The 24,773-nt window shown below is 71.6% G+C and carries 22 protein-coding genes; 13 read left to right on the top strand and 9 right to left on the bottom strand.

The annotated features are described in order from the left end of the window. The 5 genes from IEZ06_RS13700 to IEZ06_RS13685 form a co-directional block, all read right to left on the bottom strand. Nucleotides 1-1,179, bottom strand: a 1,179-nt coding sequence (locus tag IEZ06_RS13700) for a sugar transferase (protein WP_189237059.1), incomplete at its 3' end; no start/stop codon positions are given. Between the two features lie 346 nt (nt 1,180-1,525). Further along, on the bottom strand, nt 1,526-2,587 hold the full coding sequence (locus IEZ06_RS13695) for a 2-oxoacid:ferredoxin oxidoreductase subunit beta (protein WP_189237058.1): 1,062 nt from the start codon (nt 2,585-2,587) through the stop codon (nt 1,526-1,528). Then, nucleotides 2,580-4,436, bottom strand: a complete 1,857-nt coding sequence (locus tag IEZ06_RS13690; RefSeq protein WP_189237057.1) for a 2-oxoacid:acceptor oxidoreductase subunit alpha — start codon at nt 4,434-4,436, stop codon at nt 2,580-2,582. Before IEZ06_RS13690 ends, IEZ06_RS13695 begins: the two co-directional genes overlap by 8 nt. Nucleotides 4,437-4,641: 205 nt before the next feature. Beyond that, nucleotides 4,642-4,731, bottom strand: a complete 90-nt coding sequence (locus IEZ06_RS37635) for a putative leader peptide (RefSeq protein ID WP_369690506.1) — start codon at nt 4,729-4,731, stop codon at nt 4,642-4,644. 69 nt (nt 4,732-4,800) lie between these two features. Then, on the bottom strand, nt 4,801-6,297 hold the full coding sequence (locus IEZ06_RS13685; RefSeq protein WP_189237056.1) for a polysaccharide deacetylase family protein: 1,497 nt from the start codon (nt 6,295-6,297) through the stop codon (nt 4,801-4,803). A gap of 170 nt (nt 6,298-6,467) precedes the next feature. Between IEZ06_RS13685 and IEZ06_RS13680 the strand changes: the two genes are divergently transcribed. The 4 genes from IEZ06_RS13680 to nuoH are packed head-to-tail and all read left to right on the top strand — an operon-like array spanning nt 6,468 to nt 8,923. After that, nucleotides 6,468-6,839, top strand: coding sequence for an NADH-quinone oxidoreductase subunit A (locus IEZ06_RS13680; RefSeq protein ID WP_189237055.1), 372 nt, complete (start codon nt 6,468-6,470; stop codon nt 6,837-6,839). A 22-nt stretch (nt 6,840-6,861) separates the two neighbouring features. Then, nucleotides 6,862-7,389, top strand: a complete 528-nt coding sequence (locus IEZ06_RS13675) for an NADH-quinone oxidoreductase subunit B (protein ID WP_189237054.1) — start codon at nt 6,862-6,864, stop codon at nt 7,387-7,389. Then, nucleotides 7,386-7,967, top strand: a complete 582-nt coding sequence (locus IEZ06_RS13670) for an NADH-quinone oxidoreductase subunit C (RefSeq protein WP_189237053.1) — start codon at nt 7,386-7,388, stop codon at nt 7,965-7,967. The genes IEZ06_RS13675 and IEZ06_RS13670 overlap by 4 nt, the downstream gene beginning before the upstream one ends. Continuing rightward, the gene (gene nuoH, locus IEZ06_RS13665; RefSeq protein ID WP_189237052.1) at nt 7,967-8,923 is read left to right on the top strand and encodes an NADH-quinone oxidoreductase subunit NuoH; all 957 of its coding nucleotides are present in this window, start codon (nt 7,967-7,969) and stop codon (nt 8,921-8,923) included. The genes IEZ06_RS13670 and nuoH overlap by 1 nt, the downstream gene beginning before the upstream one ends. Before the next feature lie 110 nt (nt 8,924-9,033). Here nuoH and IEZ06_RS13660 read toward each other — a convergent pair whose 3' ends face one another. After that, nucleotides 9,034-10,452, bottom strand: coding sequence for a serine/threonine-protein kinase (locus IEZ06_RS13660; protein WP_189237051.1), 1,419 nt, complete (start codon nt 10,450-10,452; stop codon nt 9,034-9,036). 212 nt (nt 10,453-10,664) lie between these two features. Here IEZ06_RS13660 and IEZ06_RS13655 point away from each other — a divergent pair, with 212 nt between their 5' ends. From IEZ06_RS13655 to htpX, 7 genes are all read left to right on the top strand, one after another. After that, on the top strand, nt 10,665-11,594 hold the full coding sequence (locus IEZ06_RS13655; protein ID WP_229798075.1) for a NuoI/complex I 23 kDa subunit family protein: 930 nt from the start codon (nt 10,665-10,667) through the stop codon (nt 11,592-11,594). Continuing rightward, a complete protein-coding gene (locus IEZ06_RS13650; RefSeq protein ID WP_189237050.1) occupies nt 11,591-12,130 on the top strand; it encodes an NADH-quinone oxidoreductase subunit J family protein in 540 nt (179 codons plus the stop codon). The genes IEZ06_RS13655 and IEZ06_RS13650 overlap by 4 nt, the downstream gene beginning before the upstream one ends. Nucleotide 12,131: 1 nt before the next feature. Then, nucleotides 12,132-12,485, top strand: a complete 354-nt coding sequence (nuoK, locus tag IEZ06_RS13645) for an NADH-quinone oxidoreductase subunit NuoK (protein WP_189237049.1) — start codon at nt 12,132-12,134, stop codon at nt 12,483-12,485. Further along, nucleotides 12,482-14,407 carry an NADH-quinone oxidoreductase subunit 5 family protein gene (locus IEZ06_RS13640; RefSeq protein WP_189237048.1) on the top strand — a complete coding sequence of 642 codons (1,926 nt, stop codon included), beginning with the start codon at nt 12,482-12,484 and terminating at the stop codon, nt 14,405-14,407. The genes nuoK and IEZ06_RS13640 overlap by 4 nt, the downstream gene beginning before the upstream one ends. 115 nt (nt 14,408-14,522) lie before the next feature. Then, nucleotides 14,523-16,130, top strand: a complete 1,608-nt coding sequence (locus IEZ06_RS13635) for a complex I subunit 4 family protein (protein WP_189237072.1) — start codon at nt 14,523-14,525, stop codon at nt 16,128-16,130. Then, the gene (locus tag IEZ06_RS13630) at nt 16,127-17,947 is read left to right on the top strand and encodes an NADH-quinone oxidoreductase subunit N (protein ID WP_189237047.1); all 1,821 of its coding nucleotides are present in this window, start codon (nt 16,127-16,129) and stop codon (nt 17,945-17,947) included. The genes IEZ06_RS13635 and IEZ06_RS13630 overlap by 4 nt, the downstream gene beginning before the upstream one ends. A 98-nt stretch (nt 17,948-18,045) precedes the next feature. Further along, a complete protein-coding gene (htpX, locus tag IEZ06_RS13625; protein ID WP_189237071.1) occupies nt 18,046-18,897 on the top strand; it encodes a zinc metalloprotease HtpX in 852 nt (283 codons plus the stop codon). Between the two features lie 40 nt (nt 18,898-18,937). Here htpX and IEZ06_RS13620 read toward each other — a convergent pair whose 3' ends face one another. Together IEZ06_RS13620 and IEZ06_RS13615 are read right to left on the bottom strand one after the other, a co-directional pair. Further along, a complete protein-coding gene (locus IEZ06_RS13620) occupies nt 18,938-19,513 on the bottom strand; it encodes a pyridoxamine 5'-phosphate oxidase family protein (protein WP_189237046.1) in 576 nt (191 codons plus the stop codon). A 20-nt stretch (nt 19,514-19,533) separates the two neighbouring features. Then, nucleotides 19,534-20,601 (bottom strand): TolB-like translocation protein, encoded by a 1,068-nt coding sequence (locus IEZ06_RS13615; RefSeq protein WP_189237045.1) that lies wholly within the window; start codon nt 20,599-20,601, stop codon nt 19,534-19,536. A gap of 487 nt (nt 20,602-21,088) precedes the next feature. Here IEZ06_RS13615 and IEZ06_RS13610 point away from each other — a divergent pair, with 487 nt between their 5' ends. Together IEZ06_RS13610 and IEZ06_RS13605 are read left to right on the top strand one after the other, a co-directional pair. Continuing rightward, a complete protein-coding gene (locus tag IEZ06_RS13610) occupies nt 21,089-22,309 on the top strand; it encodes a YncE family protein (RefSeq protein ID WP_189237044.1) in 1,221 nt (406 codons plus the stop codon). A 178-nt stretch (nt 22,310-22,487) separates the two neighbouring features. After that, nucleotides 22,488-22,958, top strand: coding sequence for a hypothetical protein (locus tag IEZ06_RS13605; protein WP_189237043.1), 471 nt, complete (start codon nt 22,488-22,490; stop codon nt 22,956-22,958). A gap of 30 nt (nt 22,959-22,988) precedes the next feature. Here the strand turns inward: IEZ06_RS13605 and IEZ06_RS13600 are convergent, their stop codons facing one another. Next, nucleotides 22,989-24,113 (bottom strand): alpha/beta fold hydrolase, encoded by a 1,125-nt coding sequence (locus tag IEZ06_RS13600; protein WP_189237042.1) that lies wholly within the window; start codon nt 24,111-24,113, stop codon nt 22,989-22,991. Between the last annotated feature and the right edge of the window lie 660 nt (nt 24,114-24,773).

The raw sequence follows: 24,773 nt of genomic DNA, 5'->3' as shown, positions 1-24,773 counted from the left end.
CGGCAGCTCGTCGATGGAGTATCTGCGCAGGAAGCCGCCGACCGGGGTGACCCTTGGATCGAAGCGCATCTTGAACAGCACGCCGTTGCCGTCGGCGACCCGGCTCAGCCGCTGCTTGGCCGTCTCGGCGTCCGGCACCATCGTGCGGAACTTGTAGATCCGGAACTCGCGGCCCCCCCGGCCCACCCGGGTCTGCGTGAAGATCGCCGGGCCCCGGTCGCCGAGGCGGATGGTGAGCGCGACCGCCAGCATGGGCAGGGCGAGGACGAAGAGGAAGGTCAGGGCCACCACGCGGTCGAAGACGTTCTTGAGGAGCTGCCGGTAGCCGGTGAGCTCGGGGTGGGCGACGTGCAGCAGCGGCAGTCCCGCGATCGGCTTGATGGAGGTCCGTGGTCCGGCGACCTCCATCAGAGCCGAGGCGACGTACAGCGTGATGTCGTCGTTCTCCAGTTCCCAGGCCAGCCGCCGCAGCGCCACCCCGTCGAGTTCCGGGCAGGCGAGCACGGCCACGGCGTCGGCGTCGTAGTGCCGCACCACCTCGTGGACTTGACGGAAGTCCCCCGCCACCGGGACGCCGTTCAGCTCGTCCTCCGCCGCGGGGAAGGGGGGCACGCACGCGGCCACCACGGTCATCCCGTGATGGCGTTCCTTGCGGAACTCGGTGATCAGAGCCTGGACGGAGGAGCGGTGTCCGACGGCCACGACACGGTGCCGGGCCGTGCCCCGGATGTACCACCGGTGCAGTCGTTTGCGCAGGAGGTGCCGGCCGATCAGCGTCAGGCATGTGGCCAGCGGGAGCGCGACGACGACGTAACCCCGGGCGAAGGGGATCTCGGTCGCGTACGCCACGGTCGCCACCACGGCGATGAGGGTGACGGCCGATTGGAAGACCCGACGGAACTCCTCGGGCCCCACCCCCGCGAACCGCGGCTCGTATCCGCGCGCGAGCGCGATGGCCCCGGGCCACATCACGCAGAGCACCACGCCCATTGTGATCTTTTCGGGAACCGTGGTGCTGGCCAGCGTCCGAGTGAGCTCGATCAGGCAGGCGAGCGTGATCGCCGCTGTGTCGACGAGGAACATCAGCCGGGCGTGCCTGCGCAGCGGCGAGGGGGAGGCCGAGGCGACCTTGCCGCGAGTGAGGCGTGAAGGCGGGGGGAGTGCCGCAGGTGACGTCATGGGACGCTCGCGCGGGCACGACGGGACCGTTCCGCCACGTGTGCCTCCGGGTGGAGTAAAGAAGAAGTGGGCCTTACTTTAGGAGAAACGGGTAATTCCGGCTGTAAACAGGACACTCTTTGGGAGAACCGTATCCGGTTCGTTAAGCAGGCTGGAAACCCGCCGGAGGCGGTGGTTCGACCGGGCCGCTCTGGCGGGTCGGCCGGCCGTCCCGGGAGGTCCGGCCGTGCAGAGGGCCCAGGGCCCGGTGCGCCGAGGACCGGTCCATCGGAGCGGTCCTCGGCCGGAGAAACGAACGGCCCCTCCGGTCGCGAGACCGGAGGGGCCGTATGCGGGCGGGGCGCGCCTATCCGATGCGCCAGGTGTCCCCAGACAGGAGCAGGTCGTCCAGGCTGCCGGGGCCGCGCTGCGCGACGGCCTCCTCCAGCTGCGTGGACATCAGCTCGTCGTAGGCGGGACGGTCGACGCTGCGGAAGACGCCGATCGGGACGTGCTCGAAGGCCGGCTCGTCCAGCCGGGAGAGCGCGAAGGCCAGCGACGGGTCGGCGCGGTGGGCGTCGTGGACGAGGATCTCGCTCTCGGCCACCTCCGCCCGGGGGACGACCTCGATGCCGCCGTCGGCCGCCCGCCGTACGGCCTTGGAGGCGCTGGCGATGGGCTGCCCGTGCTCCAGGCGCAGCGTGATGTCGTCGCGCTGCTCGGGGTCCTTCAGCTGGTCGAAGGCGCCGTCGTTGAAGATGTTGCAGTTCTGGTAGATCTCCACCAGCGAGGTGCCCTTGTGCTCGGCGGCCTCGCGCAGCACCGACTGCAGGTGCTTGCGGTCGGAGTCGATGGTCCTGGCCACGAAGGAGGCCTCGGCGCCGATCGCCAGCGAGATCGGGTTGAACGGCTTGTCCAGCGAGCCCATCGGGGTGGACTTGGTGATCTTGCCGACCTCGGAGGTCGGGGAGTACTGGCCCTTGGTCAGACCGTAGATCCTGTTGTTGAAGAGCAGGATGTTGAGGTTGACGTTGCGGCGCAGCGCGTGGATGAGGTGGTTGCCGCCGATGGAGAGCGAGTCGCCGTCACCGGTGATCACCCAGACGCTCAGGTCGGGCCGGGAGGCGGCCAGACCGGTGGCGATCGCGGGCGCGCGGCCGTGGATCGAGTGGAACCCGTAGGTGTTCATGTAGTACGGGAACCGGGAGGAGCAGCCGATGCCCGAGACGAACACCATGTTCTCGCGCTTGAGGCCGAGCTCCGGGACGAAGGACTGGACGGCGGCCAGGATGGCGTAGTCGCCGCAGCCCGGGCACCACCGGACCTCCTGGTCGGACTTGTACTCCTTCATGGACTGCTTGGCGTCGGACTTGGGGACCAGCGCCAGGCCCCTGCCGTTCAGGCCGGGGCCGCTCAGAAGCTCACTCACTGTCGATCACATCCTGGATCACGTCGGCCAGCTCCTCGGCCTTGAACGGGAGCCCCCGCACGCGGTTGTAGCTGATGATGTCGACCAGGAAGCGGGCGCGGAGCAGCATCGCGAGCTGGCCGAGGTTGATCTCCGGGAGCAGCACCTTGTCGTAGGACTTCAGCACCTCGCCGGTGTTGGCGGGCAGCGGGCTGAGGTGCCGCAGGTGCGCCTGCGCCACCTTCCCCCCGGACTTGCGGATGCGCCGTACGGCCGCGGCGATCGGGCCGTAGGTGGAGCCCCAGCCCAGCACCAGCACCCGGGTCCCGCCGTCGGGACCGTGCGGGTCGTCCACCTCCAGCGGCGGGATGTCCTCGGCGATCCCGTCGATCTTGGCCTGCCGGATCCGGACCATGCGGTCGTGGTTGTCGGGGTCGTAGGAGATGTTGCCGGTGCGGTCGGCCTTCTCGATGCCGCCGATCCGGTGCTCCAGGCCCGGGGTGCCCGGGACGGCCCACGGCCGGGCGAGGGTCTCGGGGTCGCGCAGGTAGGGCAGGAACTCCTCGCCCTCGGCCGGCGCGGCGGCGAACGCGGTGGAGATGTCCGGCAGGTCGGCGGCGGCCGGCACCCGCCACGGCTCCGAGCCGTTGGCGAGGTAGCCGTCGGAGAGCAGCATGACCGGCGTGCGGTACTTCACCGCGAGGCGGGCGGCCTCGACGGCCGCGTCGAAGCAGTCGCTGGGAGACATCGGCGCGACGACCGGCAGCGGCGACTCGCCGTTGCGGCCGTACATCGCCATCAGCAGGTCGGTCTGCTCGGTCTTGGTCGGCATGCCGGTCGACGGGCCCGAGCGCTGCACGTCCACCACGATCAGCGGCAGCTCGGTCATGACGGCCAGGCCGACCGTCTCGGCCTTCAGCGCCACGCCCGGACCGGAGGTCGTGGTGACGCCCAGCGCGCCGCCGAAGGCCGCGCCGAGCGCCGCGCCGACGCCCGCGATCTCGTCCTCGGCCTGGAAGGTGCGGATGCCGAAGTGCTTGTGCCGGGAGAGCTCGTGCAGGATGTCGCTGGCCGGCGTGATCGGGTAGGACCCGAGGAACAGCGGGAGCCCCGACCGCACGGAGGCGGCGATCAGGCCGTAGGCGAGCGCCTGGTTGCCGGAGATGTTGCGGTAGACGCCGGGCGCCAGCGGGGCCGGCTTGACCTCGTAGGAGACCGAGAAGGACTCGGTGGTCTCGCCGTAGTTCCAGCCCGCCTGGAAGGCCGCGATGTTGGCCTTGGCGATCTCGGGCTTCTTGGCGAACTTGTTCTCCAGGAACGAGATCGTCGCCTCGGTCGGCCGGTGGTAGAGCCAGCTGAGCAGGCCCAGGGCGAACATGTTCTTGGAGCGCTCGGCGTCCTTCTTCGACAGGTCGAAGCCCTCCAGGGCCTTGACCGTCAGCGAGGTCAGCGGCACCGGGTGGACGCGCCACTCGGCGAGCGAGTCGTCCTCCAGCGGGCTGGCGGCGTAGCCCACCTTCTGCAGGTTGCGCTTGGTGAACTCGTCGGTGTTGGCGATGATGTCGGCCCCGCGCGGCAGGTCGCCGAGGTTGGCCTTCAGCGCCGCCGGGTTCATCGCGACCAGGACGTTCGGCGCGTCACCCGGGGTGAGGATGTCGTGGTCGGCGAAGTGCAGCTGGAAGCTCGACACGCCGGGCAGGGTCCCTGCGGGGGCGCGGATCTCGGCGGGGAAGTTGGGGAGCGTCGACAGGTCGTTGCCGAACTCCGCCGTGCCCGCGGTGAAGCGATCACCCGTCAGCTGCATGCCGTCGCCGGAGTCGCCGGCGAAGCGGATGATCACGCGGTCGAGTTGCTGAACCTGCTTGGTCACAGCTCAGTCCTCCTCGACGCGAAGGGCGCCGTTGCTGTTGCCACCATGTTTACTTCCATGCTAGATCCCTCGGGGGTCACGCGTAGTCTTTCGCGTTCCGCACGGCGTGGGAGTGTGACGCATGTCGCAGTCCCCGGCGTGCCGCGGTGGTGGAGCGTGGGGGGCTCGGGCGTCGCGCCCGCGGCTCGGGGGGAGGCCGCGTGGATCACGATCGCGAACGGTCGTCCCGACACAGCCCGGCGGCGAGCCGGCACAGGTCGACGTGCAGGCGGCCGAAGAGGACAGTAGGGGTCACGATCGCCAACTATATGTCCTTCCCAGCAGGGGGCCCCATCTCTTCCGGCTATGGGGTCATAGCCGTCGGCTATGGCCGTGCCGCGGGGGCCGGGCCGGAGCGGTACGTCCCGCCCGCGCGCATCCCCGCGGAGCCGAACAACTCGGGCACGGTGACGAAGGCGTAGCCCTGCTCCGACAGCCGCCGCACGATCTCGGGGAGCGCCTCGACGGCCGGGCGGTGGACGTCGTGCATCAGGACGATCGACCCCGGCCGCGCCCCGGCGACGACCCGGCGCGCGACGGCCCGCGGGTCGCGGTCGCGCGCGTCCATCGCGTCGACGTCCCAGCCGACCACCGCCAGGCCCAGCCCGCGCGCGGCCTCGGCGACCCCGGCGCCGGCCGAGCCGTACGGCGGGCGCACCAGGGTGGGGGCCTGGCCGATCGCCTGGCCGATCGCCTCCTGGGCCCGGGTCAGCTGGTGGGCGGCCCTGCCCGGGGGCAGCGAGGCGAGGTCGCGGTGGGACCAGGTGTGGTTGGCCACCAGGTGCCCCTCCCGGCTCATCCGCCCGAGCAGGTCGGGGCGGGCGACCGCGTTCGAGCCGGTGACGAAGAAGGTGGCCCTGGCGCCGCGGGCGGCCAGGGCGTCCAGCAGCTCGCCGGTGGCCGGGCCCGGCCCGTCGTCGAAGGTCAGCGCGACGCACTTGACCGCCGCGCAGTCCACCGTGCCCGCCCGGGTGCTCCGCGCCGGGGGCCTGCCGGCGGCCGCCGCCCTGATGGACTCCCTGATGGATTCGGCGGTGGGCGTCGAGACCGGCAGCCGCCCGGCGCGCACGGCCGCGGCCCGGGCCCGCAGGCCGGTGGGGGAGAGCAGGCCCTCGGTCCTGCCCGCCGGCACGGCGACCGCCACCCGGCCGAGCGAGCCGGCGGCCACCTGGTAGTCGTCGAACTCCACGACGAGGTCGCCGTGCCGGTTGAACCCGACGGAGTCGAAGAGCCGCGCGTCCGCGCGGACGGCCGAGGCGTCCACGCCGGGCCCCCGGCCGGCCAGCTCCGCCCTGACCAGGCCGGCCAGCGAGGCCAGCGCGGGAGCGCCGGAGAGCAGGCCGGCGGAGTCCACGGCCCGCCTCTCCACCCGGTCGTACCAGACGGTGGTCCTGGACTCGCGCCAGCCGGACTGGGTGAGCTCGCCGACGCCCAGCCGCACGCCGACGACCTGCTCGGTCGCGGCGGGCAGTTGCCAGTCCACGTTGAGCTCGGGGCGGGTGCTCCCGTCCGGGCCGGCCGGCCGGGTGGCGGTCGCGGTGAACCGGTCCAGCCGCTCGGTCACCACGGCGCGGAGCCGTTCGGTGAGGCGGGGTGCGTCGGCCAGGACGGGGTAGACGATGTGCACGCTGCGTTCGCCGGAGTCGCCGTCGGTGATGGTGGCCGTGGTCAGGCCCTCGACCCGGGAGGGGTCCGCGTACTCGACGAGCGTGGGCTCAGAGGGGATCAGGCCGTCCGCCGCGAGGGAGGTCGCGGTGGAGCCGCAGCCGATCATGGCTACTGTGAGTAGCGCCACCCCGCCGACGAATCGCATTCTGTGCATGGATGTCACCGTAGGGCGGGAATGGCGCTGTTTACCTTTTCTTGGTACGACCGGTAAGCAGGCTTTGGCTGATTCAGGTTTAACCGCTCCACTCGGTGACGAGACATGTCGGATCCGTTAGCGGCCGGAGTCCGGGACCTGTGTGGGACGGGTCCCCGAGAGGAGATCCATTGGACGGCTACTTCGGTTCCTACGCCGTGGTCTTCGCGCTGCTCGCGATCGGGGTGGCGATCTTCGCCGGAGGGCTCCTGGCCAACCGGCTGCTCCGCCCGCACCGGCCGACCGCCGAGAAGCTGACCACCTACGAGTGCGGCGTCGACCCCGTCGGCGGGGACTGGGCCCAGTCCCAGGTGCGCTACTACGTCTTCACCTACCTGTACGTGGTGTTCGCGGTGGACGCGGTGTTCCTCTTCCCCTGGGCGACGGTCTTCGCCGCGCCCGGCTTCGGCATGACCACGCTGGTGGAGATGTTCGTCTTCCTCGGCTTCATCGCGCTCGGCATCCTCTACGCCTGGCGCAAGAGGGTGCTCGCCTGGACGTGACCCGCGGGGGGAGAATGGACCCATGGCGGATCTCCCGATGCCCACCGTACGGCCGGCGGTGGGGCCGGTCTCGCGACTGGCCCCCAAGCCCATGCGCTTCGTCCTCAACTGGGGGAGGCGCTACTCGCTCTGGGCGTTCAACTTCGGTCTCGCCTGCTGCGCGATCGAGTTCATCGCCACCTCGATGAGCCGGCACGACTTCATCAGGTTCGGGGTGATCCCGTTCGCCAACGGCCCCCGGCAGGCCGACCTGATGATCGTCTCGGGCACCGTCACCGACAAGATGGCCCCGGCCGTCAAGCGGCTGTACGAACAGATGCCCGACCCCAAGTACGTCATCTCCTTCGGCGCCTGCTCCAACACCGGCGGCCCCTACTGGGACTCCTACTGCGTGACCAAGGGCGTCGACCAGATCATCCCGGTGGACGTCTACGTCCCCGGCTGCCCGCCCCGGCCGGAGGCGCTGCTGCACGGCATCATGAAGCTCCAGGAGAAGATCGCCGCCGAGCACCTGGGCGACCGCTACGCCGCCGAGGGCGGGCGGGGGTGAGCGGGCGGGCGGACGTCTCCGCGATCGAGGAGCGGTACGGCTCCCGCGTCCGGGTGACGGAGTCGTTCGGCGAGACCACGGCGGACGTCGACCCCGGTGACTGGACCGGCCTGCTGGAGGCGGCCCGCGACGGGGGCCACGTGTTCCTCGACTGGCTGACCGGCGTCGACGAGCCGCCGGAGGGCTTCTCCGTCGTCGCCTGCGTCTACGACCCGGACGCCCGCTCGCGCCTGCTGCTGCGCACCCGGGTACCGCGCGAGGACCCCCGGCTGCCCACCGCGACCGGCGTGTTCCGGGGCGCGAACTGGCACGAGCGCGAGACCTTCGAGATGTTCGGCGTGGTCTTCGAGGGCCACCCGAACCTCGTCCCGCTGCTGCTGCCGGACGGCTTCGAGGGCTTCCCGCTGCGCAAGGACTTCGTGCTGGCCTCCCGGGTCGCCAAGGCCTGGCCGGGGGCGAAGGAACCGGGTGAGTCGGATCACGGCTCCCCGAGCCGCCGCAAGACCCTCCCGCCCGGCGTGCCCGCGGACTGGGCGCGCGACGGCCGGGCCGAGGGGCGTTCCGAGACGGAGGCGTGATGCTCACCGAGGTGCTCGACGCCGCCGTCCGGCTGGTCGCGATCGTCGCGGTCTTCCTCGTGCTGCCGCTGGTCGCCGGCCAGATGGAGCACAAGGTGATGGCGCACATGCAGGCCCGGCTCGGGCCGATGTACGCCGGGGGCTTCCACGGCTGGGCCCAGCTGATCGCCGACGGGGTGAAGTTCCTGCAGAAGGAGGACGTGATCCCGGCCGCCGCCGACCGCCGGGTCTTCGCCGTGGCCCCGGCCGTGGCGCTGGTGCCGTACCTCGTGGTGCTGGCCGTGATCCCCATCGGTCCCGGCCTGGTCGGGGTGGACCTGGACGCCGGGCTGTTCTTCGTGCTGGCCGTGATGGGGGTCGGCGTGCTCGGCTCGATCATGGCCGGCTGGTCGTCGGGGAACAAATACTCCCTGATGGGCGGGATGCGCTCGGCCGCGCAGCTGATGTCCTACGAGCTGCCGCTGGTGCTGGCCGCGTCCAGCGTCGCGATGGCGGCGGGCACGCTCTCCCTGCCGGGCATCGTGGCGGCCTGGCAGTGGTGGTGGCTGCCCTGGCAGGCGGTCGGCGGCGTGGTGTTCTTCGTCGCGGGACTCGCCGAGCTGCGCCGCCCGCCGTTCGACATGCCGATCGCCGAATCGGAGATCATCATGGGCCCGATGACGGAGTACACCGGCATCCGCTTCGCCCTGTTCATGCTGGCCGAGTACGCCGGGATCATCGTGCTCTCGGCGCTCACGAGCGTGCTCTTCCTGGGCGGCTGGCACGGCCCGCTGCTGCCCGGTCCCGTGTGGATGCTCCTGAAGGTGTTCGCCCTGGTGTTCGTGGTGATCTGGGTCCGGGTGAGCTTTCCCCGGCTCCGCGAGGACCAGCTGCAGAGACTCGCCTGGACCGGCCTGGTGCCGCTGGCGCTGGTCCAGCTCCTGCTCACCGGGGTCGTCAGGGTCGCGGCCGGGTGACCTCCCCGTCCGTCGGGGTACGGCTGGAGCCAGTGGACCATGCCGTCGTCGGGATCGCGGCCGGATGACCGCCCCGCCCGGGGATCGCGGGCGGGACGGTCACTGCACGGTCACTGCACGATGCGCAGCATGATGTCGGCGGCGGTGGGCCGGTTGGCGGGGTTCTTCTCCAGGCAGGCGGCGGCCAGCGGGCGCAGGGAGGCGGGCAGGACCGACAGGTCCGGCTGGTGGTTGATCACCCGGTTGAGGATCGCGGGGATGGTGTCCGAGCCGAAGGCGGTGCGGCCGGAGGCGGCGTAGATCATGGTGGACGCCCAGCTGAAGACGTCGGTCTCCGGGCCGATGTGCCCGCCGGCGAGCTGCTCGGGGGACATGTAGGCGGGGGTGCCCATGACGCTGGAGGTCACCGTGACCTGGTCGAGGGCGCGGGCGATGCCGAAGTCGATCACCCGGGGGCCGTCGGCGCCGATCAGCACGTTGGCCGGCTTGAAGTCCCGGTGCACGACGCCCGCCTTGTGGATCGCGGCCAGCGCGCCCGCGGTGGCCAGGGCGAGCCGGGTCAGCCCGTCCTCGCCGCGCGGCCCCTGGTCGCGGACGAGCTGCTCCAGCGACATCCCGTCCACGTACTCGCTGACGACGTAGGCCTGGTCGTCGTTGATGTTCACGTCCAGCACCCGGGCGGTGGAGAAGGTCGCCACCCGGCGCGTCGCCTCCACCTCCCGCAGGAACCGGTCCCGGGCCGCCTGGTTGCCGGTGAACCGCTCGTGCAGGACCTTGATCGCCACCTTCTGCCCCTGCGGGCTGAGCGCGAGGTGGACCGTCCCCTGCCCGCCCCGGCCCAGGGTGTCGATCACCCGGTACGGCCCGATCCACTCGGCGGACCGGTCGGACTGCGCGAAGGTCCTGTTCACGTTCGCGTCCGAGGACTGCGGGCTGTACATCGTGTGCTGCGTGTGGGGCGGCGCGTGCCGCGGGCCGGGCGGCGGGACCGGCGTGTACGGCCCGGGGGCGGGGCCGTACCGCGGCGGCGCGGTGTGCTGCGGGTGGGCGTGCCGGTCGTACGGCGCGGCCACGGTGGGCGCGGTGTGCTGCGGGTGGGCGTGCCGGTCGTACGGCGGGGCCGCGGTGGGCGGGTGCGGCGGAGGGGCGACCGGGGGGTGGTAGGGCGTCCCGGTGAAGGAGGGCCGCTCCCGGAAGACCGAGCCGCGGATGATCAGCGCGTGGCCGAGCCCGCCGAACCACGAGCCGAACAGGCCGACCATCATCAGGGCGTCCAGCCAGACGGGGATCAGATCGGAATCCCCGTAGATCCCCGCCCCGATGACGAACACCGCGATCCCTAGGGCGTAGACGGCGGTGGCGAGGACGAGCGGGGCGCTCCGGAGCCGCCGGGCGGCGTGCCCCATGATGAACGGGGTGCCGATGCCGCAGGTGAACAGGGGGACCAGCGCCCACACCACGCTCCATCCGGTGGTGGACGGGGCGGGTTTCTGCGACGGGTGCCAGGCGGGGCCGTACTGCTGGGACATGGCCGGAACAATACGTACATCTGCGGGCGCTCGCAGTCCCTCTCCCGGTTGATCTCCCAAGGGTCCGGCGACTCGAACGCACAGCCTGTGGAAAACGGTTGTGGATAACCTGCGGCATCTGTGGACGCAGCCCTCGCAGTCCTCGCGGACTTCCGCGCCTTGGACGGGACCGCCGCATTCCCGCGGGACCCTCGGTGCGTCATGATGTCCAAGTGGCGCGAATACCGGGAGTAGGACTGGTGAAGGGGCTGTCCGTCACCCTCCGGCACATGCTGAGCCGGTCGGTGACACAGCAGTACCCCGAGGTCAGGCCGGATCTGCCGGCACGGAGCCGGGGGGTGATCGCGCTCGTCGAGGAGAACTGCACGGTGTGCATGCTCTGCGCGCGCGAGTGCCCCGACTGGTGCATCTACATCGACTCCCACAAGGAGACCCTGCCCGCGCCCGAGGGCGGGCGCCCGCGCGCCCGCAACGTGCTCGACCGCTTCGCCATCGACTTCTCCCTCTGCATGTACTGCGGGATCTGCATCGAGGTCTGCCCCTTCGACGCATTGTTCTGGTCCCCGGAGTTCGAGTACGCCGACGGGGACATCCGCAACCTCGTCCACGAGCGGGACCGGCTGGCCGCCTGGGTGCAGACCGTCCCGCCGCCCCCCGCCCACGAGCCCAACGCCGACCCGCCCAAGGAGCTCGCGGCGGCCTCCCGCCCCGCCCGGCCCCCGGCCCCGGCCCGGCCCCGGCCGCAGGCCGCCGAGCCAGCCGCAGAACCACCTCCTGCCGAGCCGGGTCCCGCGAAGGCGGAGGAGGAAACGGAGCGGCCGAGGCGCAGGACATCGGCCAGGCACGCCAGCGTCCGGGCGATCAGGCCGCCGGGGGCGCTTCCGAAGAAGGACGGCCCGTCGGACGGCCCGCCGAGCGGGCCGTCCCCGGAAGGCCCGCCCACAGGCGGCCCGTCCGGGGAGGGGTCTCCGGGAGCTCCGCCCACAGGCGGCCCGCCCGGGGAGGGGCCTCCGGGAGCCCCGTCCACAGGCGGCCCGCCCGGCGGTGATCCGTCCACAGGCGGGAGCGGCGGGCCTCCGGCGAAGGGCGGACCGGGAGATGCTTCCACCACGGACCCGGGCGGCGGTGAGGAGGAACCATGACCCAAGCGGTGCCGTCCTACCTGTCGCCGACCGGGCAGGAGATCGTCTTCCTCCTCCTGGGGGTGCTGGCCGTCGGCTCGGCGCTGCTGGTGGTGACCACCCGGCAGCTCGTCCACGCCGCGCTCTGGCTGGTCGTCTGCTTCGGCGCGCTCGCCGGGTGCTACCTGGTCCTGACGGCCGAGTTCGTGGCATGGGTCCAGGTGCTGATCTACGTCGGGGCCGTCGTCGTCCTGCTCCTGTTCGGCATCATGCTCACCCGCGCCCCGATCGGGAGGGCCGCCGACCTCGACAGCGGCAACCGGGTCGCCGCCGCGGTCGTCGCCCTCGCGACCGCCGCCGTCCTGGTCACCGTGGTCGTCGACGGCTTCCACACGGCCTACGCCCCCCTGGATCCGGGCCGGGGTTCGGCGGGCGAGCTCGGTTCCAGCATCTTCCGCACCTGGGTGCTCCCCTTCGAGGCGCTCTCGGTCCTGCTGCTGGCCGCCCTGATCGGCGCCATCGTCATCTCCCGCACCGACATCCGCGGGAGGGAGTGACGTGCACATCGTCTATCCGGCGGTCGTCTCGGCGCTGCTGTTCTCCATCGGCGTGTACGGCGTGCTCGCCCGCCGCAACACGATCCTCGTCCTGATGTCGGTCGAGCTCATGCTCAACGCGGTCAACCTCAACCTGGTCGCCTTCGACGTCTGGCTGCGCGACCGGCTCCACGGCGGCCAGGTCCTCACGCTCTTCGTCATCGTGATCGCCGCCGCCGAGGTCGGCCTCGGCCTCGCGATCATCCTCGCGCTCTACCGCAACCGCCGGACCGTCGACCTCGACCGCCTGCGCGCCCTGGCCGAACCCGGCGCCTCCGAGCCGGACGGCACGGCTCCAGGGACGGTGACGCCGTGATCGCCCTCGCCGCACTCGCCGTCGCGCTGCCGTTCCTGTCCGCGGCCGTGGTGCTGCTGGGATCGCGCTGGCCGGGGCACGCCCGGGGCGGACCCGCCGACACGGCCGCGAACCGCCGGGCCGCCTGGATCGCGGCCGTCCCCACCGCGGCCTCCGCCGCCCTCGCGGTCTGGCTGGCCTCCACCCACTGGGCGAGGTTCGGCGACGGCCGGAGAGGGCCGTTCCCGTTCGCGGCCGCATCCGACGTCCCCGCCGTCACCGGGACGCTCACCGTCGTCGACACGGGCTCGGTGCCGATCGCGCTCGGCCTCCAGCTCGACGGTCTGTCCACGGCCGTCGCGGTCCTGGTCACCGTCGTCGCGCTCGCCGTGCAGGTCTACTCGATCGGCTACCTGCACGGCGACCGCCGCTACCCGTCCTACAGCGCGTTCGTCAGCCTGTTCACCGCCGCGATGCTCCTGGTGGTCTACGCCGCCGACCTCATCGTCCTCTACGTGGGCTGGGAGATCATGGGCCTGTGCTCCTACCTCCTGGTCGGGCACTGGTGGGAGGAGCGGGCCAACTCCCGCGCGGCGGTCAAGGCGTTCCTGGTCACCCGGCTCGGTGACGTCGGCTTCCTCTTCGGGATCTTCGTCCTCGGTTCGGCGGCCGGGAGCTTCAAGGTCGCCGACGTCCTCGCCGCGGTTCCGGACATGTCCTCCGGCACGGTCGTCGCGGCCACGATGCTGCTCCTCGCCGGGGTGGCGGGCAAGAGCGCCCAGGTCCCGCTGCACACCTGGCTCCCGGACGCGATGGCCGGCCCGACCCCGATCAGCGCGCTCATCCACGCGGCGACCATGGTCGCCGCCGGGATCTTCCTCGTCGCCCGCCTCTACCCGGTCTTCCTCCAGGCGGGTCCCACCCTGGACGTCCTCGCGATCCTGGCCGCCCTCGGCATGCTCGGCGCAGCCCTCGCGGCCCTCGCCCAGGACGACCTCAAACGCGTCCTGGCCTACTCCACGATCAGCCAGCTCGCCTACATGGCGGCGGCCCTGGCCGCGGGCTCCGACGGCGCCGCGGTCTTCCACCTGATCACCCACGGTGCCTTCAAGGCCCTGCTCTTCCTCTGCGCCGGAGCGGTCATCCACGCGGTCGGCTCCAACCTGATGAGCGCGATGGGCGGCCTGCGCCGGGAGCTGCCCGTCACCTTCGCCGCGATGACGATCGGCTTCGCCGCCCTGATGGGCCTCCCTCCGGCCAGCGGGTTCTTCAGCAAGGACGAGGTCCTGGTCGCCGTCGAGCGGGCCGTCTCGCAGGGACCGCTCACCGACGCCGCCGCCCTGCTGCTGTACGGCAGCGCCCTGGCCACGGTCGCGGTGACCGGCGCCTACGCCACCCGCGCCTGGTTGCGCACCTTCTTCGGGGAGCGTCCCGCGGTCGCCCTTCCCGAGCCGGCCCCCGGCACGGCCCACGTGATCGACGTCCACGAGGCTCCGGCCACCATGCGCCGGCCGATCCTGGTGCTCGCGGTGCCCGCCCTGCTGCTGGGCTTCGCCGGTGCCGCCGGCGTGCACTGGGGCACCGCCGCGTTGAGCGTCGCGGTGGCGCTGCTGGGCGCCGGGGCGGTCTACGCCGTGTGGCGGAGCGACCCGCGGACCGACCCCGCCCGCATGCTCGGTCCCTTCCGGGCCCCCTGCGAGCGGGCCTTCTACGTCGACACCGCCTACCGGAAGCTGTTCGTCGGCCCGGTCCTCGCCCTCGCCGGACTGGTCGTCCGCACCGACGACCGGGCGGTGGACGGCGCGGTGCGCGGTTCCGGCCGGGCGGCTCTGGGACTGTCCGGTCTGATGCGGTCGGCGCAGAACGGCAACCTGCAGCTCTACCTGACGGGCCTGCTCGCGGGCGTGCTGCTCATCGCGGTCGGGGCGGTGGTGCTCGGATGAGTTCCCTCCTGCCACAGGGGACGGGCGCGGTGAGCCCGCTCCTGATCCCCGGGGCGGGGCTGCTCCCGATCCACCGGATATGGCCGCCCCCGATCCGCCGGGAGGCGACGTGCCGATGAACTGGGTGCCGATCGCGCTTCTCGCGGTGCCGCTCGCCGGGGCCGCCGCGCTGCTGGCACCGCTCCCGGCGGACGCGGCGGCCAGGGGGCGGCTGCTGAGACTGCACGGGCTGGCCGTCTCCGGGATCACGCTCCTGCTGGCGGTGGTGCTGGCGGCCGGGTTCGACCACACGGATCCGGCACGCGTGCAGTTCACGACGGACCTCGCCTGGATCCCCGGCCTGGACCTCCGGTTCCACCTCGGCGTCGACGGGATCTCGCTCCCGCTGGTCGTGCTGACCGCGCTGCTGACCTTCCTCTGCTTCGTCTACCTGTGCTGGGGCCGCTCCGACGGCCCCGGGCAGCTGCTGCGGCCCCGGCCGGGCGGCAACCGTCCCCGGGCCCTGGTGTTCACCCTGCTGGTCCTCGAAGTCGGCATGATCGGCACGTTCCTCGCGCTCGACCTGCTGCTCTTCTTCGTCTTCTTCGAGGTCGTCCTCATCCCGATGTACTTCGTGATCGCCGTCTGGGGCGGCCGGGCCCGGCGCGCGGCGGCGACCAAGTTCATCCTCTACACGCTGCTCGGCTCGGTCGCGCTCCTGGTCGGCCTGCTGCTCGTCTGGGCGCAGACCGGCACCCTGGACATGGTCTCCCTCGCGGGGGCGCAGGGCACCGGGATGCCCCGGGCCGTGCAGATCATCGCCTTCCTGGCGATCGGCGTCGGGCTGGCGGTCAAGACCCCGATGTGGCCGCTGCACACCTGGTTGCCGGACGCCCACACCGAGGCTCCCACGGTCGGTTCCGTGCTGCTCGCCGGCGTGCTGCTCAAGATGGGCACCTACGGCTTCGCCCGCATCGCGATCCCGGTCCTGCCCGACGGGGCCGCCGCTGTCGCCCCCTGGCTCGGCGCCCTCGCGGTGGTCGGCATCGTCTACGGCTCGCTCGCGTGCCTGGCCCAGCGCGACCTCAAACGGATGATCGCCTACTCCTCGATCGGCCACATGGGCTTCGTGCTGCTCGGTTTCGCCACGCTCACCCCGGTCGGGGTCAACGCCGCCCTGTTCGGCAACATCGCACACGGCCTGATCACCGGTCTGCTGTTCTTCGTCGCCGGGGCCGTCAAGGAGCGGTACGGCACCGCCGACATGCCCACGCTCGGCGGAGGCATGCTGGTACGGCTGCCGCACCTCGGATCCGTGCTGACCTTCGCCTGCGTCGCCTCCCTCGGGCTGCCCGGCCTGGCCGGCTTCTGGGGGGAGATGCTCGCCCTCCTCGGTGCCTTCGAGCCCGCTCCCGGCCTGTCCCGCCCGCTCTTCCTGACCTTCATGGCCGTCGGCGGCCTCGGGACCGTGCTCACCGCCGCCTACTTCCTGGTCATGCTCTCCCGCGTCACGCACGGCCGTCCCACCGAGACCGTCCACGCCCCGGTGCTCGCCGGCACGGGCCCCGGCGACGCCGTGGCGGAAGCCGGACCCGGAGGCGGGGGAGGACTCCGGGACGTCAGGGCCTACGAGGTGGCCGCCTGGGCGCCCCTGATCGGGCTGATCCTGCTGTTCGGCCTCTGGCCGAAGGCGCTGCTGCTCATCACCGACCCGGTGGTCCGGACCTTCGTGGGGGCCCCGTGATCCAGTCGATCGACCACTACGCGATCGCGCCGCCGCTGATCCTGGCGCTGGTCGCGGGTCTCGTCCTGCTCCTGGACGCCTTCCTGCCCCGCAGGCCGTACTCCCGGCCGCTGCTGGGCGGGGTGACGCTGGCCGGGGTGCTCGGGGCGCTGGGCGCGGTCGTGGCGCAGTCTCTGCGCACCGGCGCGCCGCTGCGGACCTTCTGCGTGCCCGAAGGCCTGGCGGGGCCCTCGCGGCCCGGTCTCATCCCGCCCGGTGCGATCGGCGGCGGACCTCCGGCGGGGGACCTGCCCGCCCTCGCGGCGGGCCCCTCGTGCTCGTTCGTGGTGGACGGCTTCACGCTCGTCTTCGCGGGGCTCGCGCTGGCGGCCGGGATCGTGGTGGTGCTGCTGTCGATGGCGGAGATCTCCTCCGGAGCCGACGTCCCCGCCGGGGAGTGGCACTTCCTGCTGCTCTGCGTGCTGACCGGCGCGGTGGTCCTGCCCGCGGCCCGCGATCTGATCACGCTGGTGGTCGCCCTGGAGCTGGTGTCCCTGCCGGTCTTCGCGCTCACCGCGCTGAGGCGCTACGACGGCCGCGCCTCGGAGGCGGCGGTCAAGCTCTTCCTGGTCTCGGTGGTCTCCACCGCGGTGATGCTCTTCGGAGTCTCCCTGCTCTACGGCGTGACCGGGACCGTTCACCTCGACCGGCTGGCGCAGGCCCTGCGTCCGTACACACCGTGGTCCGGCGCGGTCCCCGTTCCGCCGGCGGAGAGCCCGCAGGCCTACGCCTCCTCGCTGCAGATCTCCCACGACCTGCCGCCCGTGCTCACCGTGGCCATGGTGCTGGTCCTGGCGGGATTCGCCTTCAAGGTCGCGGCGGTGCCGTTCCACGCCTGGGCCGCCGACGTCTACCAGGGGGCGCCGGTCCCGGTCGCGGCGCTGCTCTCGGTGGTCTCCAAGGCCGCGGGGTTCGCGGGCCTGATCCTCATCCTGGTCGCGGCCCTGCCCGCCCAGGTGCCGGTCTGGGCTCCGATCATCGCGATCGTGGCGGCGCTGACCATGACCGTCGGAAACCTTCTGGCCCTCCGGCAGCGCCACGCGGTCCGCCTGCTCGCCTGGTCGTCCGTGGCCCAGTCCGGCTACATCCTCGCCCCCCTCGGCGTCCAGACCCGCGAGGCGGCGAACGCCTCGATCACCTACCTGGTGTTCTACGCCGCGATGAACCTGGGGGCGTTCGCCGTGGTCATGCTCGTGTCGAGGCGGGACGGACAGGAGGGCATCGACGGCTACCGGGGGCTGGCCTTCCGCAGTCCCGCGGCGGGCCTGTCGCTGGTGTTCTTCCTGATCTGCCTGGCCGGTCTGCCGCCGGGGCTGGCCGGGTTGTTCGCCAAGATCGTGGTGTTCCGGGAGATCGTTGACGGTGGCGGGGCGTGGCTGGCCGCCGTGATGGCGGTCAACACCGTGATCGGTCTCTACTACTACGCCACCTGGGCCGCCCGCATCCTCACCCCGGTCCCGGCACGCGCACCGGCCGCCGACGGGACCGCCGTCACCGTTACCGTCACTGCCGATGCAGCCACCGCTGATGCAGCCACCGAGGATGTCGCCACCGAGGATGTCGCCACCGAGGATGCAGCCACCGCTGATGTCGCTACCGGGGCGCCGGGTGCGGCCCGCGCGGCGTCCGGTGCGGCCCGCAGGGGACCCGGCTCAGCTGCCGGATGGCTGCCCGTGGGCGTGGCGATCGCCCTGTCCGGCATCGCCGCGGTGGCCTTCTCTGCGGCTCCGCAGGCGGTGCTCGACCTGGTGCCGGGTTTCCTGATCGCCTCGCGCTGAGCGTTCCGGGGAACGCTCGGCCGGGCCGGAGACGTTGTCACTGCAGAACCAGCATCAACGTCACTGCAGGAACCAGCATCAACCGGGTGGGAGATGTCGTGCGGCACAACGGTCTGCGCACCGCGATCCTTCTGGGTGCGCTGTCCGCGGTGATCATCGCGGCGGGGGCGTGGCTGGGAGGCGGCGTCGGCGTGCGGATCGCGGTCGTGATCGCCCTGCTGGGCAACGGTGCCGCCTACTTCCTCTCCGACCGGATCGCCCTGTCCGCGATGCGCGCCCGGCCGGTGGGCGAGGTCGAGCAGCCGGTCCTCTACCGGATCGTGCGCGAGCTCTCCACCGAGGCCCGCCAGCCCATGCCGAGGCTCTACGTCTCCCCGACCATGCAGCCCAACGCCTTCGCCACCGGGCGCAACCCGCGAAACGCCGCGGTCTGCGTGACCTACGGCATCACACAGCTCCTCGACGAGCGCGAGCTGCGCGGGGTCATCGGCCACGAGCTGTCGCACGTGTACAACCGGGACATCCTGATCTCGTCGGTGGCCGGAGCGCTCGCCACGATGATCACCTATCTCGGTTACGTCGGCATGTTCTTCGGCGGCGGGGACGACGACGAGGGGCCGGGCTTCCTCGGTGCGCTGCTGATGATGGTGCTCGGCCCGGTGGCGGCCGGCATGATCCAGATGGCGATCTCCCGCTCCCGGGAGTACCACGCGGACGAGTCGGGCGCCCGGCTGACCGGTGACCCGCTGGCCCTCGCCTCGGCGCTGCGGAAGATCGAGATGGGTGCGAGGCGGCTCCCGCTCCCGGAGAACGGCCGCCTCGCCTCGACCTCGCACCTCATGATCGCCAACCCTTTCCGGGGAGCGGGGATCGGCCGGATGTTCTCCACCCACCCGCCCACCGCCGAGCGGGTCGCCCGCCTGGAGCGCATGGCCGGCTACCGCCGCTGAAGCCGGTACCCGGAGTCCGCTGGAACCCGTACCGGCGGTCCTAGGAGTGCAGGACGGCGGGGTCGGTCTCCCCGGGCGAGAGACCGGGGATGCCGTCGATGCTCTCGCGGTTGTTCTTGGCCCGGTAGGCGCGCTTGGCCTTGGAGTCCTTGCGCTGGGCCCATTCGTCCAGCAGCGTGCGGTCCTGGTCGTAGGACATGAAGGGGACGGAGAAACCGCAGGAGTCGGCGATGCGGTCGCAGTCGACGACGATGATCGATCTCACCCCCGGGTGCGGGCCGAACCTCGCGAGCAGCTCGGGGAAGCCGGGGTCCTCCGGCACGACGACGCGGCCCGTGCCGTACAGGCGCACGATGTTGGGCGGGCCGGAGAAGGCGCAGAACATGATCGTGATGCGGCCGTTCTGGCGGAGGTGGGCGATGGTCTCCACGCCGCTGCCGTCGAGATCGAGGTAGGCGACCGTGGCGTCGTCGATGACGGTGAAGGTGTCGGAGTATCCCTTGGGGGAGACGTTGACGTGACCGCCCTGCTCAGGAGCGGTCGCGACGAAGTAGACCGGCTGCGCTCCGATGAACGCGCGCAGCCGGTCGTCGATCCTGTCGTGGATTTTCCCCATGGAAGGGAAGATAACCGAGCTCACTCGCCCGGCAACCACCACGTCCAGAGACCGGACTTGATCTTGAAGGAGTCAAGCCTGCGGGTGGTGCCGGTCGCCGCGCCGACCGTCCGCTGCACGGCGGAGGTGATGTCGCCTTCCGAGTCCCCGCGCGAGGTCCAGAGCGTCAGCGCCCCGGCCGGGTCCCAGAAGAGCCGCTGCGGGGTCTCCCCCTCGGGGATGCCGAGTGCGACCGCGTCGGAGACGGTGTCGGAGGCCAGGTCGTAGGTACGCAGCCGCGAGGCGCCCGAGGCGCCGGTGACGATCAGCGCCACCGTGGTGGCGTCGTCGGCCAGGGCGACTGGCGAGTTGTTGGAGACGACCTGCGGGACCACCTGGCTCGCGGTCCTGCGCCCGCCGGTGTCGAAGACCCTGAACTCGGTGGTGTTGTCGTCGGTGAACCGGCTGGTGAGCAGGTGCCGGCCGTCCGGGCTGAAACCCAGCACGGTGTCGCCCGGCGGCAGCTCGGCGACCCTGCCGTTCGCCACGTCGGCGATCAGGGTGGGCAGTCTCGCGGCGGTGTCGAGGTAGTCGACCGCGACGATCGAGCCGTCGGGGGAGAGCGCGACGTCCACCTCGCTCATGTCCAGCCCTCCGGGCAGGGAGGCGGCCCTGCCCGGCAGGGAGCGGATCTTCCCGCTCGACACGTTCCGGACCACGAGCCGGTCGCCCTTGAAGTAGTTCACGACGCGGCCGTCACCGCTGACCGTGAAAAGGGCTCCGGCGCTGGTGTCGCTCTTACCGCCGGCGTACGCCGGATGGACCCGGGCGTCGGGCAGCCTGACGGTCCTCCCGCTGCGCAGGCTCAGCGTCCAGGCGCCGCAGGGGGCCGCGGCGTCCTTCTTCGTGCAGCTCTTCAGCCAGGCGTACCGTACGGCGTCGGCGTCGGCGTCGGCGTCGGTAGAGGCCGCCGAGGCCGGGGCGGAGCGGGTGGCGGAGGCGGCTCCCGTGTTCGCCTGCGCCGGGGTGGCGATCGTGGTCGTGGTCGTGGCCGTTGCGACGGCGAGGGTGAGCGCGGCGAGCGCGCGTGAGGGGGAGATCGGGCCCATCAAGGACTCCTTTCGTCGCCCGGATAGATGCGGCCCGGCCGCGAAAGGTTGTGTCACGAGTCGGTCACGGGGTCGGTTCTCCAGGCTCCGGGGAAGCACGGGAACTCCTTGCGGGCGTGAGGCGGTGTGCCTGCGGGTGCGGGTGCGGGTGCGGGTGCGGGTGCGGGTGCGGGTGCGGGTGCGGGTGCGGGTGCGGGCGTGAGGCGGTGCGGGTTACGCGCCTGCGGGTGTGGAGCGGTGTGCCTGCGGCCGCGCGGCAGCGTGCCTGCGGGTGCGGACGGGATGAAAGGGACGAAGCGGGTGCGGATGCGAGGGGCCGACGGGGAATCCACCGCTGTGGAGCGGAAAGCGCGGACGGAAGCCCGGCTTGTCGCCGCATGACAGCCCGGTGCCCGGAGTTTGGCTCCGGAGTGCCTAGGAAGTGTGAGGTGCATCACACAGAATTGCCGATCATGTCTGGTGTCGGGGGCCGTCGAAAGGATCGGAGATGGCTGTTTCCCGCACCGCCCTCCGCAGGTGCCTGCAGAGGCTGGCCGTATCGGTGAGCGCCGCCGCCGTCACCTTCGCCGGCACGAACGCGGCCTGGGGCACGGCGCGCACCGAGCCGCTGCGCGACGTGCTGCTGGTCGGCAACGCCCAGGCGGGCACGGTCAGCTTCATCGACGGCCGCACCTTCCAGAACCTGGGCTCGCTCGACGCGATCCCCGACCTGGAGGAGCGGCTCGCGGCGATGAACCCGGTGGAGAGAGCCGGATACGAGGCGGTCAACGCCGCGCAGGGCTACCGGAAGTTCGTCGACGACATGGCGCTCTCGCCGGACGGCCGGACGCTCTACGTCTCCCGTGGCAACCTCGCCGACGTGGTCGCCTTCGACGTCAAGGCCCGCAGGATCCTGTGGCGCCACAAGATCGAGGGATTCAAGGCCGATCACGCCGCGCTCTCCCCGGACGGCACCCGGTTCGTCGTCTCCGCGCTGACCGCCGCCAAAGTGGTGGTCCTGGACACGGCCGACGGGCGGTCCGTCGCCTCCTTCCCGACCGGGACCTATCCGCACGGCAACGACTACTCCCCGGACGGGACGCTGCTGTACAACCAGAGCATCGGCGTCACCTCGCTGCCCAGGGCGTTGAACGTGCTCAAGGGGGACAAGAGGGTGACGGTGGTCGACGCCCGGACGCACCGGGTCCTGCGGACCCACCGGTTCGCCTACGGCGTGCGGCCCTCGGTGTTCACCGCCGACAACAGGTACATGTACGCCCAGTTGTCCTACCTCAACGGGTTCATCGAGTACGACCTGAACGCCGGCAGGACCGTCCGCACGGTCACCATGCCGTTCAGCGACCGGGCCCGGGACATGTCCCCGGACGCCTATCCGCAGAACTCTGCCCACCACGGCATGGCGCTCTCCGGTGACGAGCGGAGGCTCTGCATGGCGGGCACGATCGACGACTACGTGGCGATCGTCGAACGGCCCTCGCTGTCCGTGGCCGGATACCGGCACTACGCCGCCGACAGCCTGCCGTACTGGACCGCCACCAGCGTGGACGGCCGGCACTGCTTCGTCTCCCTCAGCAACCAGGACGTCGTCTCCGTGATCGACTACGCCACCGCGGAGGAGGTGGCCCGCGTCCCGGTGGGGCGCTTCCCCCAGCGGGAGCGCCTCGGCGCCGCGCCCCAGGACGTGCTGGACTCGCTCGCCACAGGCTGACGGCCGGTTGAACCGATCAGGCGGGGCGGGCGTCTCGGCGTCATGAGGATCACCCGCCGGGTCGCCGCCGTCGCCGTCACGCTGATGGGCAGGAGCGGCGACGAGCTATCTGATCCGGTTCGCCTACCCCGATGGTCGGGCCCTGTGGCTGGGCAGCGCCGAAGAGCCCAACTCCTGCATGGACACCACCAACGGCACCGCCCACAGCCGCTCGTACATCGGACCCCGCATCACCGCCGCCTACCGGCGGGGAGCCTGGGATCCCGTACGGCCCGACCCCTGCGGAGTCGGTACCGGCCGGAGAGGCCAGGTCGAGCGGATGGTGCCCGAAGGGCCCGTCTCGGTCGTGGGCTGCAGGCACGATCCGCACGCCGGACGGCACCCCCGGACGGGGTACGGCGGGCAGGTCGTCCAAGCCCTGGCCACGGCGCTGAACTCGCTGGAGACCGTGCCCAGCGAGAACCAGTGCCAGGAGATCGGAAGGGCCGCCCACGACGTGTTCCGGCTCTCGTTCGGCTACCCGGACGGGCCGCCGGCCGAGGTGACCGTCCTGCCGGGCTGCAGGCCCGGCGTGAACAACGGCCTGCTCCAGGCCGACCTCGACGGTTCCGTCGAGAACCTGCTGGTACGGCTCGCTCCACCGGATTGAACCCCTACTCCCGCACGGGGGCTTGCGGGGTCACCCTCGTCCGTCCGGCGCGTGCCGCCGGAGGAACGCCCTCGCTGCGGCCTGTGCCCGGTCCGCCGCCGGGCTGAGCCAGAAGCCCAGGTGGTCGTCGCGCTCCATCCAGTGCCGTTCCGCTCTAGGTATCCGCGCGGCGGCGAACTCCCCGTGGTCGAAGGGCACATCGCCGTCCTGGGTGCCGTGGATCAGCAGTGCGGGAGCCGCGATCCGCCCCAGAGGCAGGTCGCCGCGCCGGGCCTGCACCGCGTCGTTGTCGGTGCCCGCCCAGCGCTCCTGGTAGGGGAACGTCGTATCGAACATCGCTTCGAAGAGCGCCCACACGCGCGGGGTGCTCATGATGTACGAGGTGCGTTCCGCCTGCTGCTCCTCGGTGAAGGTGCTGGTCTCGTCCAAGGTGCCCGCGACGATGGTCTCGAACGAGAGCCGCGCCGTCAGCAGGGCGAGCTTCTGGCCGACGGCGTTCAGGAACGTCCTCCGCAACGAAGAGGCTGGCTTCGCGGGCTGGGGCTTGCTCACTCCGCCGACGGAGATCAGCCCCCAGATCCGATCCGGATGGCGTGCGGCGAAGGTGTAGCCCACCGGGCTCCCCGCCGAGACCGCGAGGACCCCGACCCGGTCGATGCCGAGTTCGTCCAGCAGGGCGGCGAGCAGATCGGCCTGCTCCTCGTTGGTCCGGCCGCTCTCCAACGGTGTGCCCAGGTAACCCGGCCGGGAGGGACTCAGGATGCGGAACCCGTCCTGCTGCAGCCAGCCGGCGAACAGGCGCCCCTGGTCGGCTCCGCCGAGCCCGGCATGGACGGACAGCAGGACGGGACCTTCCGCGCCGTACAGGTCGTACTCGATCGGACCGAGCCGCGTGGTTGCCGTCCGCAGGTCGATCCGGACACCGTGGAGGAGCTCCCGGCGCGGATCGGTGTCGATGCCGCCGTCCCAGAGGAGAAGCCCGGTGACTCCCACGGCCGGCAGGCCGACCAGCACGGCGAGCACCACACTGACGATCTTGAGGGTTCTCGGTCTGCGCACCGCTCCGGTGGCGGCGGTGCCGTACCCGAACGCACTCGAGAACAACCGGGCGGCCGACGACACGGTCCTCTGGACGTACCTGATCGGGGTTCTCATGAGCCGATGATCGTCCAGCAGTCGACTGCGGGAATCCCCCGGCGGGAGGCTGCGCTCGTACACCGCGGGGATGAGGATCCGCCGCCCCGGGAGCAGTTGGCCCGCCTCTGGAGCGGGCGGCTGTTACGGCTTCTGCGGGTCGAAGACGATGCCGGCCACGCGGACCGTCGTGACCCGGACGGCTCTGACGAAGGTCTCCTGAGCAGGATCCTCTGCGAGGTGGAACATGGGTCTCACCGCCTCGGACGGGTGAGCGGCCGGGGCATGGGAGACCTCCTGCCCCGGCCGTGTGCCCTGGATGTGCCCTGATCAAGGATCAGAATCACGGAATCCCAGTGGAGACGCTGATTCCCGCCTGGTTAACGGTAGTTCGTGAACCGAACCCGGCCAGCCGACGACCTGCGGAGATCCCCTGATCGTGGCTCTGAGCTGCTGTTACACCCCTCGTCACCTGCCGTCGTTTCAGGCCGTTTCCCGGCGCAGTGTGCCCTCGTTGTGCCCTGAGGTTGCCTCGCTGGTGCCCTCTACAAGGACTGGCAGAGGCGGGACTGGTGCCGGTTTGAAGGGAGTGCAGCCGTACAGCTGGCGCATGCGGAGTGGGCTGCGCGAATGCCCCGCGCAGCCCGCACCCCCGCGAGGCCGGCCACCACGTTACTCGGT

The organism is Planomonospora antibiotica (assembly GCF_014647955.1).
GTDB lineage: Bacteria > Actinomycetota > Actinomycetes > Streptosporangiales > Streptosporangiaceae > Planomonospora > Planomonospora parontospora.
Note: the sequence above shows the minus strand (reverse complement) of the source record. Positions and strands in the feature narration are given on the sequence as shown.

Excerpts from the sequence above, each read along its gene's own strand:
- IEZ06_RS13685 (WP_189237056.1), bottom strand. The coding sequence starts at position 6,297 with ATGCACAGAATGCGATTCGTCGGCGGGGTGGCGCTACTCACAGTAGCC.
- IEZ06_RS13675 (WP_189237054.1), top strand. The coding sequence starts at position 6,862 with ATGGCGGATCTCCCGATGCCCACCGTACGGCCGGCGGTGGGGCCGGTC.
- nuoH (WP_189237052.1), top strand. The coding sequence starts at position 7,967 with ATGCTCACCGAGGTGCTCGACGCCGCCGTCCGGCTGGTCGCGATCGTC.
- IEZ06_RS13660 (WP_189237051.1), bottom strand. The coding sequence starts at position 10,452 with ATGTCCCAGCAGTACGGCCCCGCCTGGCACCCGTCGCAGAAACCCGCC.
- IEZ06_RS13650 (WP_189237050.1), top strand. The coding sequence starts at position 11,591 with ATGACCCAAGCGGTGCCGTCCTACCTGTCGCCGACCGGGCAGGAGATC.
- IEZ06_RS13635 (WP_189237072.1), top strand. The coding sequence starts at position 14,523 with ATGAACTGGGTGCCGATCGCGCTTCTCGCGGTGCCGCTCGCCGGGGCC.
- IEZ06_RS13620 (WP_189237046.1), bottom strand. The coding sequence starts at position 19,513 with ATGGGGAAAATCCACGACAGGATCGACGACCGGCTGCGCGCGTTCATC.
- IEZ06_RS13615 (WP_189237045.1), bottom strand. The coding sequence starts at position 20,601 with ATGGGCCCGATCTCCCCCTCACGCGCGCTCGCCGCGCTCACCCTCGCC.
- IEZ06_RS13610 (WP_189237044.1), top strand. The coding sequence starts at position 21,089 with ATGGCTGTTTCCCGCACCGCCCTCCGCAGGTGCCTGCAGAGGCTGGCC.
- IEZ06_RS13605 (WP_189237043.1), top strand. The coding sequence starts at position 22,488 with ATGGACACCACCAACGGCACCGCCCACAGCCGCTCGTACATCGGACCC.
- IEZ06_RS13600 (WP_189237042.1), bottom strand. The coding sequence starts at position 24,113 with ATGAGAACCCCGATCAGGTACGTCCAGAGGACCGTGTCGTCGGCCGCC.